The sequence below is a fragment of the Bacillus cereus group sp. MYBK195-1 genome (assembly GCF_051916605.1).
GTDB classification, from domain to species: Bacteria; Bacillota; Bacilli; order Bacillales; family Bacillaceae_G; genus Bacillus_A; species Bacillus_A cereus.
On sequence record NZ_JBQAGZ010000010.1, the window covers coordinates 135,868 to 149,227 of the forward strand.

Here is a 13,360-nt window from a genome sequence, read left to right on the forward strand (position 1 = left end):
ATAGTAGGGAAGGAATTGGTTGTTATCATTAGTAGGAACAGCAATGAAAATAAAAAATAGCTCTTAGCATGTATGTAAATGCTAAGAGCTATTTTTATGCTTGTTATATATTATTTAAGCTTGCTTTTGTTTTACTGACCCTGTATTTAAAGTAAGAGCAAGGAAGAACATTGCAAGTACGCAAGATGCAAGTAATAAGATGAATCCGCCATCCCATCCGAATGCATCTACGATAAAGCCCATAGCTGCACTAGCAAAAGCAGCTCCGCCTAAGTAACCGAAGAATCCAGTTAAGCCTGCTGCAGTTCCAGCAGCTTTCTTTGGTGCTAAGTCTAGAGCGTGTAGACCAATTAACATAACCGGTCCGTAAATTAAAAATCCAATTGCGACAAGTGCGATACTATCAACCATTGGATTACCAGGAGGGTTTAACCAGTAAACAAGAACTGCGATAAATACACCAACCATAAATAGAATACCAGCAGGTGCACGACGTCCTTTAAAGAGTTTATCACTCATCCATCCGCAAAGAAGTGTACCTGGAATACCAGCCCATTCATATAGAGCGTAAGCAGTACGTGAGCTACTATGAGTAAAGCTTTTTTCTTCTACTAAATAAGTAGGAGCCCAGTCTACAACGCCGTAACGTACGAAATATACGAAAACGTTCGCAATAGCGATGTACCATAAAAACTTATTGTTTAATACGTATTTAAATAAAATTTCCTTTACTGAAAGCTCGCGTTCGCGATCTTTTACTTTTTCATCTGGTGGATATTCTCCAGTATGTTCTTCAATAGAAGGTAGTCCACAAGATTGAGGTGTATCTTTCATCGTAATTAATACATAAATACCAACTAAAATTGAAAGAATACCTGGGAAGTAAAAAATACTTTTCCAGTCATCTGCGAAGAAGTATAAGCCTAATGTTACAAGTGAAGGCATAAGCGCTCCGCCAACATTATGAGCGACGTTCCAAATAGACATTTTTGTACCACGTTCGCTAATAGAGAACCAGTGAACCATCGTACGACCACAAGGAGGCCATCCCATACCTTGTACCCATCCATTTAAAAACTGAAGTACAAACATAAGTATAATGCTCGTTGTAATGAAAGAAAATGAGCCGAAAATAATATTAATGATACCTGATAAAAATAGCCCAGCTGCTAAAAAGTAGCGAGGATTACAACGATCGGATACGATACCCATAAGAAATTTACTTAATCCGTAAGCGATAGAAACTGCTGAAAGGATAACCCCAAGTTCCCCTTTACTAAAGCCTTGCTCGATTAAGTATGGCATTGCTAGTGAAAAGTTTTTTCGAACAAAGTAGTAACCTGCATAACCGATGAAGATACCTAAGAATACTTGTAAACGTAATTTACGGTATTCGCTATCAACGCGATCAGCTGGTAAGCGTTCCGCGTGGGGCGCAGGTTTAAATAATTGTGTGAAAAACATAAAATGAAAATCCTCCCCTAATTAATTCGAAGCGTTTTAAGACAGAGAACATAAAAAGGCCATGAAATATAAAAAAGTTTCCTTTTTTATGATTCATAGCCGTGTACTCCGTTTCTCCGTGACTGTCAATATTAACTTCGTCGAAAATTATACAACTTTGTGACAAAAATGTAAACGTTTTTATGAATAAAAGTATTGACGGATTTTGTTCGTGGGATTAATATTTAAATACATTAAATATTTTATTGTTTAAATAAGAGGTGGATAACATGCCAAATGATATGACGCATATCGATAAAATTCAAGCTCTTGCCTTTTCGATTGGAAAGAAAATGCAGACGGAGTTATTAGAACAAATGCAAGCGACAGGACTTACACCACCGCAGTTTTATATTTTAAAGATTTTAGATCATTATGGGGCTTCAAGAGCGACAACATTAGCGAAAAAGATGTATGTGAAGCCTAGCGCGATTACAGTGATGATTGATCGTCTAATCGATCAAGAACTTGTAGAACGCTATCACGACAAAGATGACCGTCGCGTTGTCATCATCGAGTTAACGAAAAAGGGGAAAGCTAGAGTAGAAGAGGCAATGACAGCTCGTAACGAGCATATTGCAAAATACTTTTCACATTTAGAGTTGCAAGAAAGAGAAGATTTATTACGTCTCTTTGAGAAGTTAGAAACCATTATTTGTGGGACACAAGAGAAAAAAGAGAATAACTAAGAGGAATTGAGGAGATTACATGGAGCAACAAGAAAATCAAAATAGAAAGTTGTTGTTAATCGGTTTAATTATCGCGATGCTATTTGCTGCATTAGATGGAACAATTGTTGGTACAGCAATGCCACGTATCGTCGGTGACCTAGGTGGATTAAGTTTAATGACATGGTTAACAACAGCTTATATGTTAACATCAACGACAGTTGTACCAATTGCAGGTAAATTAGCGGATTTACTTGGTCGTCGTAACGTATATATAACAGGGCTAGTTATTTTCATGATTGGTTCGGCGTTATGTGGTATGGCAAATGGTATGACAGAATTAATTATTTTCCGTGGTATTCAAGGTCTTGGTGGCGGTATTATGATGCCAATGGCTATGATTATTATTGGAGATATGTTCACGGGGAAAGAACGTGCAAAATGGCAAGGTATTTTTGGTGCGTTATACGGCCTTGCTTCTGTAATTGGACCACAAGTTGGTGGTTGGATTGTAGATGCAGTGAACTGGAGATGGGTATTCTACATTAACTTACCGGTTGGTATTTTAGCAACAATCTTTATTGCAATGGGATTAAAATCGCATAAACAAACAGGACCAATTAAAATTGATATCGCTGGAATCTTTACGATGATTCTCGGTGTTGTAAGTTTATTACTTGCGCTAACGTTTGGCGGAAAAGATTATGCATGGGATTCTTGGCAAATTATCGGTTTATTTGCACTAGCTGTAATTGGTATCGTTAGCTTTGTTATCGTTGAAACGAAAGCTGAAGAGCCAATTTTACCAATGCATTTCTTTAAAAATCGCACATTTACAATACTGAATGCGATTGGATTCTTTATGAGTATTGGAATGTTCGGCGCGATTATGTTCGTACCATTCTTCATGCAAGGTATTGTAGGAGTAAGTGCTGCTGAATCAGGAACAATTATGACTCCAATGATGATTACAATGATTGTGATGAGTATTATCGGTGGGCAACTTGTATTAAAAGTTGGTGTAAAACCACAAATTATCGCAGGTATGCTTATTATGGCCGGTGGTTTCTGGTTATTAACAACGATGGATATGCACACAACGAAGCTTACAGCTACTTCTTATATGATGGTTATCGGTTTAGGAATGGGTCTTGTAATGCCGACATTAACATTAGCGTTACAAGAAAGCTTCCCGAAAAAAGACCTTGGTGTTGTAACATCATCAAGTCAGTTCTTCCGACAAATCGGTGGTACATTTGGTATTACAATTTTAGGATCAATTATGAATAACACTTCAGGTACGACATTAACAAAGAATTTAGTACCTGTATTAGATACATTCCCGAAAGAAGCGGGACAAATGGTAACGAAATTTAAAGATATGATTCACACAGATCCACAAGGTTTATATTCGATGCTATTTAGCCCAGAGGCATTAAAACAAATGCCAGAAGCGTTCGCTAACAGTATTGTACCTATTTTGAAAAACTCTTTAGTAGACTCGCTTCATACTGTATTCTTAACAGGATTAGTATTTATCGTAGTAGGTGCTATCTTTACGATTTTCTTACAAAAAATTAAATTATCAGATCGTAAAAAAGATGCTAAAGAGCCTGTTGTAGAAGAAAAAGAAAAAGAAAAAACTGTATCATACTCGTAATGAAGAAGCATCGCCTTATGGCGGTGCTTTTTTGAGTATAACCTCAAAAGCTTTTTAGTGAGAAATGATTGACGTATTTTTAGAAATACGTTATATTATTTTCTGTAAACGGTTACATGAAATGAGGAGAAAAGAGAATGAGTACGATCAAAGACGTTGCGAAATTAGCGGGAGTATCTGTTGCGACCGTTTCCAGAGTTCTAAATAAAAATGGATATGTTCACGAAGATACATTAAAAAAGGTAGAACGTGCAATTGAGATGTTAGATTATAAGCCTAGTACAGTAGCGCGTTCACTGTATAATAAAAAGTCTCGTTTAATTGGCTTAGTTGTTCCAAATATCGTGAATCCATTCTTTCCGGAAGTTGCACGTGCCGTAGAAGATGTAGCACATAAACAAGGTTACACAGTTGTCCTTTGTAACTCTGATGAAAGTTTAGAAAAAGAGAAACAATATATTGATGTGCTTAGACAAAATAATGTAGATGGATTTATTGTAGCAACGAATCCACAAAATAGTGTTAATTACATGAATGTATCTGTTCCAGTTGTTGCGATTGACCGTATGTTTAATGAGCGTATTCCTACTGTATATGCAGATAACTATGCAGGAAGTCAGGCTGCGACAAAGTTGTTACTAGATAAAGGATGTAAACATATTGCACATATTCGCGGTCCACGTGATGTGAGTACTGCAAATGAACGCTTTGAAGGTTTTGTAGACGTTATTACGCAAAATAATCTTTCGTATATGATTGCAGAGAGTACGTTTGATCCAGCAAATAGTGAGCTTGTAGCGATGGAATTATTAGAAGAATACCCGCATATTGATGGTATTGTTGCTGGGAATGATTTAATTGCGATCGGTATTGTAAAGGCTGCACTTCAAAAGGGGATTGTCATTCCAAATGATTTACAAATTATCGGATTTGATGGCATTTCTTTAACGGAAATGATGTATCCATCTATTACAACAGTTGCACAACCGATATATGAAATGGGGAAAATTGCAACAGAGTTGTTGTTAGAGCAAATGGAAGGAAATACATTAGAAGAGAAACATTATCGTTTGCCGATTGAAATTATAGAACGAAATACAACGAAGTAAGGAGATGAAACAGATGCCAAATATTGCAGTAGTAGGGAGCATTTCAATGGACTTAGTGGCTGTTTCAAAAAAACGGCCGAAAGCAGGAGAAACAGTAATTGGTGAAGCGTTTCATACAATTCCAGGAGGGAAAGGAGCAAACCAAGCAGTTGCTGCAGCTAGATTAGGAGCAAATGTAGCAATGGTTGGAGCGGTAGGAAATGATGATTATGGAACAGTAGTTAGAAAAAATCTAGAGAACGAACGCATTTTTATCGATTATGTGGTACCGGTTACAGATAGAACGACAGGAATTGCTCATATCGTTTTAGCAGAAGAAGATAACAGTATTGTTGTCGTACAAGGGGCAAATGCTCTTGTAAATAAGTCAGTTGTAGATCGCTCCAAAGACCTTCTTGTAAAAGCGGATATGGTTGTTCTTCAACTAGAAATTCCACTTGAAACAGTAAAATATGTATTGGCTATTTGTGAGGAACATAATATTCCTGTTATGTTAAATCCAGCGCCAGCACAAGTTTTATCAGAAGACATTTTAGAAAAGGCAACTTATATTACGCCAAATGAACATGAGTGCCGCATCGTATTAGATGATTTCATCTCACCAATTGAAGATTTATTGGCGAAGTATCCCAATAAATTATTGATGACAGAAGGTTCTAACGGTGTTCGTTTCCATAATGGCACGGAGATTGTACATGTTCCTAGCATTGCTGTTGATGTAGTGGATACAACTGGAGCTGGTGATACATTTAATGGTGCGTTAGCAGTTGCACTTTCTGAAGGAGAGACACTTCAAAAAGCAATTCGTTTCGCGAATATTGCCGGTGGTCTTTCTGTAACGAAACTTGGGGCGCAAGGCGGCATGCCAACGAGAGATCGAGTACGTGAAGTGCAGGTGATTGTTGGATGAAAAAGCATGGTGTATTAAATAGTGAAATCGCGGCAGTCCTTGCTTCACTTGGGCATACAGATACGGTTGTAATTGCTGATTGCGGGTTACCGATTCCGGATGGAGTAAAACGAATTGATTTAGCTGTTGAGATTGGAAAACCGAGTTTTTTAGAGGTGTTACAAGTTGTAGCTGATGATATGGCAATCGAAAAAGTGACGTTAGCAGAAGAAGTCATTATAAATAATGCGGAAGTAAATAAAGAAATAGAGCAGAAATTAATAGAGCCAGCATTTGAGTATGTATCTCATGAGCAATTTAAAGAGCATACAAAGAAAGCGAAGGCGATTATTCGTACAGGCGAGGCTACGCCTTATGCAAATGTAATTTTACATGCAGGCGTGATTTTTTAATAAAGGGAAGTGATGGGAATGCATATTGAAATGAAAAACATTTCAAAGGCGTTCAATGGAAATCCTGTTTTGAAGAATGCACAGTTTATGATTGAAACAGGAGAAGTCCATGCATTGATGGGGGAAAATGGAGCGGGTAAATCAACGCTCATGAAGATTTTAACAGGTGTATACAAAAAAGATGGTGGGACAATCACGATTGATGGGCAAGAGCGCACCTTTAAAAATGCGAAAGGAGCTGAAGAGTACGGCATCGCATTTATACATCAAGAACTAAACATATTGCCGAATTTAACAGTAGCTGAAAATATGTTTCTCGGTAAAGAGTTAATGTATGGGAAAACAGGTATTTTACGCACTCGACAAATGAACGCCATTGCGCAGCAGCAACTAGCGGAGTTAGGGTTGCATGTAAGAGGCGCTATGTTAGCAGAGGAATTATCGGTTGGACAACAGCAAATTATCGAAATTGCGAAAGCATTAATGACAAACGCGAGCGTTATTATTATGGATGAACCTACTGCGGCACTGACGGATCGTGAAATCGAAACGCTCTTTACAGTAATCAATAAGTTACGTAAAGAAGGTGTTTCATTCGTGTACATCTCGCATCGTATGGAAGAGATTTTCTCAATATGTGATGCTATTACGATTTTGCGTGATGGAGAATACGTCGGAAAGAGATTAATTCCAGAAACATCATTTGATGAAGTAGTGAGTATGATGGTGGGGCGCAGCATTGGTGAACGTTATCCAGAGCGAAATAGTCAAATTGGTGATGTCATTTTTGAAATGCGTAACGGAACGAAGAAAGGGAAATTTGAAAATGTTTCGTTTCAAGTGAGGAAAGGTGAAATCCTTGGTGTAGCTGGTTTGATGGGGGCTGGTCGCACTGATATTATGAAAGCGATATTTGGTTATGAACCTTTAGACTCTGGACAAATTTTTATAAATGGACAAGAAGTAAAGATTGATAGTCCAATAGATGCAATTAGACAAAGAATTGCTTTTATTACAGAAGATAGAAAGTCTGAAGGATTAGTGTTAGATTTTTCAATTCGAGAAAATTTAGCTTTACCGAATTTAGAAAGTCTTTCAAAGGGAAGTGTTCTAAGCAATGAGCTAGAACAACAGTTTACAGAGGATATGATGAAGCTTCTTAATGTGAAAGCATCTAGCGGAGAGCAGGCAGTGAAATCTCTTTCTGGTGGAAATCAGCAAAAGATTGTAATCGCAAAATGGCTAGGCATTCATCCGCAATTACTCATTTTAGATGAGCCAACAAGAGGTGTTGATGTTGGAGCGAAAAAAGAAATTTACTCTATTATGAATAAGCTTACAGAGCAAGGCGATGCCGTTATTATGGTATCATCTGAGCTTCCGGAAGTTTTAGGGATGAGTGATCGAGTTCTTGTTATTCATGAAGGAAATGTCGGCGGCATTTTAGGGAAAGATGAGGCATCACAAGAGTCTATTATGGCACTAGCTACAGGGGGAGAGTAAGGATGGCTAAGAAGGGGAATGTATTACAACAACTCGGTTCTTTAATCGGTTTAGTATTAATTATCGTCGTAATTACAGCTTTAAATCCAGCGTTCATTGAAATTCCAAATTTATTTAATATACTGCGTCAAGTATCGATTAATGCGCTTATTGCATTCGGAATGACCTTCGTAATTTTAACAGGGGGTATTGACTTATCGGTAGGTTCTATTTTAGCATTATCAAGTGCACTTGTTGCTGGAATGATGGCAAGTGGCATGGATCCGTTCCTTGCAATGGCAGTTGGATTATTAGCAGGTCTTGTAATGGGAATTGTAAACGGTATCATCATTGCGAAAGGAAAAGTAGCTCCATTTATTGCAACTTTGGCAACAATGACTATTTTTCGTGGGTTGACGCTTGTTTATATGGACGGACGTCCGATCACTGGTCTTGGTGATCATTTAATGTTCCAAATGTTTGGCCGCGGTTATTTTCTTGGTATTCCGGTACCAGCTGTTACAATGATGATCGCTTTCGCAGTACTGTACTTCATTTTGAAGAAAACGACATTTGGTCGCCGTACATTTGCAATTGGTGGAAATGAAGAAGCAGCAGCACTATCAGGTATTAATGTTACGAGAATTAAAGTAATGATTTACGGTCTTTCCGGAATTTTGGCAGCGCTTGCAGGTATTGTCTTAACATCACGATTAGATTCTGCACAGCCGACTGCAGGTACTTCTTATGAATTAGATGCAATTGCAGCAGTTGTATTAGGTGGAACAAGTCTTTCTGGGGGAAGAGGATGGATTGTTGGTACATTCATCGGTGTGCTTATTATCGGTGTACTAAATAACGGTTTAAATTTATTGGGTGTATCTTCTTTCTTCCAACAAGTTGTAAAAGGACTTGTAATCTTACTAGCTGTATTAATTGATCGCAGAAAAGAAGCGTAATGGAGGGACAGTTCATGAAGAAATGGTTACTTATACTCGTTGCATGTATTATGGTCATTACTGCTGGTTGTTCAATGGAACCGCCAGAATGGGCAAAGGATTCTAGCGATAAAGGTCGAAATAAAACTATTAAAGTTGGATTCTCTGTTTCAACTTTAAATAATCCCTTTTTTGTAACTTTGAAAAAGGGTGCAGAAAAGAAAGCGAAAGATAGTGGCATCGAATTAATTGCTGTTGATGCACAAAATGATGCAGCAAAGCAAACGAACGATGTTGAAGATTTAATTCAAAAGGGTGTCGATGTAGTTGTTATTAATCCGACCGATTCAGATGCTGTTGCTTCAGCAGTAAGTGCGGCAAATGCAGCAAATGTTCCTGTTATTACAGTAGACCGCGTTGCGAATTCAGGTAAGGTTGTTTCTCACATTGCTTCTAACAATATCGAAGGTGGTCAAATGGCTAGTGATTACATTCGGGAATTAGTTGGCGAAGGAGCAAACGTTGCTGAGTTAGAAGGAATCCCTGGATCTTCTGCTGCTCGTGAACGTGGGAAAGGATTCCATAACGTAGCCGATAAGTCTTTAAAAGTAGTTGCAAAACAAGCGGCTGATTTTGATAGAGCGAAAGGATTATCTGTTATGGAAAACATTTTGCAAGCAAATGGTGATATTAAAGCCGTGTTTGCGCATAACGATGAGATGGCATTAGGTGCACTTGAAGCATTGAAGTCTGCTGGAAAAACAGATGTAGTCGTTGTTGGGTTTGATGCAACAGACGATGCTGTGAAAGCGGTTAACGATGGGCGTATGGCTGCAACAGTTGCTCAAAAACCGGAATTAATCGGGGAGAAGGCGATGCAAACAGCAAAAGAGATAACACAAGGTAAAAAAGTGGACAAATCTATTCCGATTGAATTAGAGCTTATTAAGAAAAATAAATAAATATAAAATGAAAATTAGGAAGGAAGAACAACAAATGAAATTCTTTATTGATACAGCAAACGTTAACGAAATTAAAGAGGCAAATGAATTAGGTGTCTTAGCTGGAGTAACGACAAATCCATCACTTGTAGCAAAAGAAGGCGTAGATTTCCACGAACGCATTCGTGAAATTTGCAACGTTGTAGAAGGACCTGTAAGTGCAGAAGTAATTAGCTTAGAAGCTGATAAGATGATTGAAGAAGGAAAAGAACTAGCGAAGATTGCTCCAAACGTTGTAGTAAAAGTTCCAATGACAACAGAAGGTTTAAAAGCAGTAAAAGCGTTCTCTGATTTAGGAATTCGTACAAACGTTACATTAGTGTTCTCAGCAGTTCAAGCATTACTTGCAGCTCGTGCTGGTGCAACATACGTTTCACCATTCTTAGGTCGCTTAGACGATATCGGTCATAACGGTATGGATTTAATTCGTCAAATCGCAGAAATCTTTGCAATTCATGGCATCGAAACAGAAATCATTGCAGCATCTGTACGTCACAGTGTTCACGTAACTGACGCAGCATTAAACGGTGCACATATTGCAACAATCCCAGCAAACGTAATTGCTTCATTAGTGAAGCACCCATTAACAGATCAAGGAATTGAGAAATTCTTAGCTGATTGGGAAAAAACACAAGAGAAATAATAGAAAAGCAAGAATCCTAGTTTAATTGACTAGGATTCTTTTTTATTTAAAAGAATTTTCATGCAATTTTGCATATTGTCTTTTAAATTTGTTATATAAGATATTTAATATATATCACATAACTCTTTATTTTTCATATTTCGACATAAAGTGAAACTTTAATCAGTGGGGGATTTGTTCATCCCCACACTGATTATTAATTGAACCAAGGGATAAAAAGATAGAGGGTCTGACCAGAAAACTGGAGGGCATGATTCTATAACAAAAAGCTTAATGTTTATAGAATTATGTCTTTTTATATAGGGAGGGTAGTAAACAGAGATTTCGACAAAAATGCACCAATTTATCTGAATTTTAAGTTTTATAAAAGGGGAGAAATGGAATGAGAAGAAAAGCACCATTTAAAGTGTTGTCATCATTAGCAATTGCGGCAATTATTGGATGTACATCTGTAATGAGTGCTCCGTTAGCATATGCAGAAACGGCAGCAAAAGAGAAAGATAATGTATCTACAACACCAATTGATTACAATTTAATTCAAGAAGATCGTTTAGCGGAAGCACTGAAAGAAAGAGGAACAATTAATCCAGCATCTTCTAAAGAAGAGACGAAAAAAGCTGTTGAGCAATATATTGAAAAGAAACAAGGAGATCAGGCGAATAAAGAAATTCTTCCAGATGCTCACTCACAAGAAACGTCTGATTTCACAAAAAAAGTAAAAGAGAAAAAGATGGAAGAAAAGGAAAATGTAAAAAAGGCTGAAAAAAATGTTAGCCTTGAGCAAAAGCTAGAACCAAATAAAAAGCAATTGAATGGGCAAGTTCCAACTTCAAAAGCAAAGCAAGCTCCATATAAGGGATCTGTTCGATCGGATAAAGTATTAGTGCTACTCGTTGAATTTAGTGATTATAAACATAATAATATTGATCAAACACCAGGTTATATGTATTCGAAAGACTTTAGTAGAGAACATTATCAAAAGATGTTGTTCGGTAATGAGCCGTATACTTTATTTGATGGTTCAAAAGTAAAAACGTTTAAACAATACTATGAAGAGCAGTCTGGTGGTAGTTATACGACAGATGGATATGTAACGGAGTGGCTAACTGTTCCAGGAAAAGCATCTGATTATGGAGCTGATGGTAGCAGTGGTCACGATAATAAAGGTCCGAAAGGTGCACGTGATTTAGTGAAAGAAGCTTTGCATGCAGCTGCTGAGAAAGGACTAGATTTATCCCAGTTTGATCAATTTGATAGATATGATACAAACGGGGACGGGAATCAAAATGAACCTGACGGTGTAATTGATCATTTAATGGTAATCCATGCTGGTGTTGGTCAAGAAGCTGGTGGCGGTAAATTAGGTGATGATGCGATCTGGTCACATCGTTCAAAATTAGCAGTAGATCCAGTAGCGATTGAAGGTACGAAATCAAAGGTAGAATACTTTGGTGGTAAAGTAGCAGCACATGATTACACAATTGAACCAGAAGATGGAGCTGTAGGTGTGTTTGCACATGAATTTGGACATGATCTTGGATTACCAGATGAATATGACACGAAATATACTGGAAATGGTTCACCAGTCGAAGCTTGGTCATTAATGAGTGGAGGTAGTTGGACAGGGAAAATCGCAGGAACAGAGCCGACTAGTTTTTCACCACAAAATAAAGACTTCTTACAAAAGAATATGGGTGGCAACTGGGCAAAAATATTAGAAGTAGATTACGATAAAATTAAGAGTGGTGTGGGAGTTCCTACCTATATTGATCAAAGTGTTACGAAATCAAATCGTCCAGGCGTTGTACGTGTTAACTTACCAGGTAAAAGTGTTGAAACGATTAAACCGGAGTTTGGAAAGTATGCATATTATAGTACAAGAGGCGATGATATGCATACAACGTTAGAGACACCATTCTTTGATTTAACAAAGGGAACAAATGCAAAATTCGATTATAAAGCAAATTATGAGTTAGAAGCAGAGTGCGATTTCGTCGAAGTACATGCAGTAACAGAAGATGGAACGAAGACGTTAATTGATAGACTTGGAGAAAAAGTAGTCCAAGGAGATAAAGATACAACAGATGGGAAATGGATTGATAAATCATATGATTTAAGTCAATTTAAAGGCAAAAAAGTGAAACTACAATTCGACTATATTACAGATCCGGCTGTAACATATAAAGGTTTTGCGATGGATAATGTAAATGTAACTGTTGATGGACAAGTTGTATTTTCTGATGATGCAGAAGGAAATTCTAAAATGAATTTAAATGGTTTTGTTGTTTCTGATGGGACAGAGAAGAAAGCTCATTATTACTACTTAGAATGGAGAAACTATGCGGGATCAGATAATGGATTAAAAGCAGGAAAAGGTCCAGTGTACAATACAGGTCTTGTCGTTTGGTATGCAGATGATAGCTTTAAAGATAACTGGGTTGGGATGCATCCAGGTGAAGGATTCCTTGGTGTTGTTGACTCTCATCCAGAAGCGCTAGTTGGTAATTTAAACGGGAAACCAGCATACGGTAATACGGGCATGCAAATTGCAGATGCTGCATTTTCATTTGATAAAACACCAGCATGGAGTGTAAATTCATTAACACGTGGTCAGTTTAACTATTCTGGATTACAAGGTGTTACAACTTTTGATGATTCAAAAGTATATAGTAACAAGCAAATTGCAGACGCAGGAAGAAAAGTTCCAAACCTTGGACTTAAATTCCAAGTTGTTGGACAGGCAGAAGATAAATCGGCAGGTGCTGTTTGGATTAAACGCTAATAACATAAAAGCACATTCTTCATATGAAGAGTGTGCTTTTTAATTTGTACAGTAAGTTATTATTTTAGCTTATGTAATACAAGTCTCTGTTCATATGTAGTGTATCAAATTATGTGGGGAAAGGAAATATTTCCGAGGAAATTGTCGAAGTATCGTCGGTATTTATACACCTTTTTTGTAAAAGAAGAAATGTAGTATTGCCTTTACAGTTTAATTTATTTACATTGTTACTTGGTTACACACAAAAGTAATATATTCGGCAGTAAAAGAGC

At 37.3% G+C, this 13,360-nt stretch carries 11 protein-coding genes; 10 read left to right on the forward strand and 1 reads right to left on the reverse strand.

Annotation, left to right across the window (positions count from 1 at the left end):
• Nucleotides 1-114 precede the first annotated feature (114 nt).
• A complete protein-coding gene (gene glpT / locus ACTFRY_RS26945; protein WP_000466384.1) occupies nucleotides 115-1,464 on the reverse strand; it encodes a glycerol-3-phosphate transporter in 1,350 nt (449 codons plus the stop codon).
• A gap of 269 nt (nucleotides 1,465-1,733) precedes the next feature.
• Here glpT and ACTFRY_RS26950 point away from each other — a divergent pair, with 269 nt between their 5' ends.
• The 10 genes from ACTFRY_RS26950 to inhA2 all read left to right on the forward strand — a co-directional run bounded on the left by ACTFRY_RS26950 (nucleotide 1,734) and on the right by inhA2 (nucleotide 13,088).
• Nucleotides 1,734-2,192 carry a MarR family winged helix-turn-helix transcriptional regulator gene (locus tag ACTFRY_RS26950; RefSeq protein ID WP_001132365.1) on the forward strand — a complete coding sequence of 153 codons (459 nt, stop codon included), beginning with the start codon at nucleotides 1,734-1,736 and terminating at the stop codon, nucleotides 2,190-2,192.
• 19 nt (nucleotides 2,193-2,211) lie between these two features.
• Nucleotides 2,212-3,831, forward strand: coding sequence for an MDR family MFS transporter (locus ACTFRY_RS26955; protein WP_097861490.1), 1,620 nt, complete (start codon nucleotides 2,212-2,214; stop codon nucleotides 3,829-3,831).
• Nucleotides 3,832-3,968: 137 nt separating this feature from the next.
• Nucleotides 3,969-4,940, forward strand: a complete 972-nt coding sequence (gene rbsR / locus ACTFRY_RS26960) for a ribose operon transcriptional repressor RbsR (RefSeq protein WP_000104056.1) — start codon at nucleotides 3,969-3,971, stop codon at nucleotides 4,938-4,940.
• A gap of 13 nt (nucleotides 4,941-4,953) precedes the next feature.
• Nucleotides 4,954-5,850: a ribokinase gene (gene rbsK, locus ACTFRY_RS26965; RefSeq protein ID WP_001132862.1), complete on the forward strand. Its 897-nt coding sequence runs from the start codon at nucleotides 4,954-4,956 to the stop codon at nucleotides 5,848-5,850.
• The gene (gene rbsD, locus ACTFRY_RS26970; protein ID WP_000716151.1) at nucleotides 5,847-6,242 is read left to right on the forward strand and encodes a D-ribose pyranase; all 396 of its coding nucleotides are present in this window, start codon (nucleotides 5,847-5,849) and stop codon (nucleotides 6,240-6,242) included. The genes rbsK and rbsD overlap by 4 nt, the downstream gene beginning before the upstream one ends.
• An 18-nt stretch (nucleotides 6,243-6,260) precedes the next feature.
• Nucleotides 6,261-7,745, forward strand: a complete 1,485-nt coding sequence (gene rbsA, locus ACTFRY_RS26975; protein WP_098616480.1) for a ribose ABC transporter ATP-binding protein RbsA — start codon at nucleotides 6,261-6,263, stop codon at nucleotides 7,743-7,745.
• Between the two features lie 2 nt (nucleotides 7,746-7,747).
• Nucleotides 7,748-8,683 carry an ABC transporter permease subunit gene (locus ACTFRY_RS26980; RefSeq protein WP_001074641.1) on the forward strand — a complete coding sequence of 312 codons (936 nt, stop codon included), beginning with the start codon at nucleotides 7,748-7,750 and terminating at the stop codon, nucleotides 8,681-8,683.
• Nucleotides 8,684-8,697: 14 nt separating this feature from the next.
• The gene (gene rbsB / locus ACTFRY_RS26985; protein ID WP_000758974.1) at nucleotides 8,698-9,624 is read left to right on the forward strand and encodes a ribose ABC transporter substrate-binding protein RbsB; all 927 of its coding nucleotides are present in this window, start codon (nucleotides 8,698-8,700) and stop codon (nucleotides 9,622-9,624) included.
• 34 nt (nucleotides 9,625-9,658) lie between these two features.
• Nucleotides 9,659-10,306, forward strand: a complete 648-nt coding sequence (fsa, locus tag ACTFRY_RS26990; protein WP_000667698.1) for a fructose-6-phosphate aldolase — start codon at nucleotides 9,659-9,661, stop codon at nucleotides 10,304-10,306.
• A 382-nt stretch (nucleotides 10,307-10,688) separates the two neighbouring features.
• Nucleotides 10,689-13,088 (forward strand): M6 family metalloprotease immune inhibitor InhA2, encoded by a 2,400-nt coding sequence (gene inhA2, locus ACTFRY_RS26995; RefSeq protein ID WP_098616445.1) that lies wholly within the window; start codon nucleotides 10,689-10,691, stop codon nucleotides 13,086-13,088.
• Nucleotides 13,089-13,360: the final 272 nt, after the last annotated feature.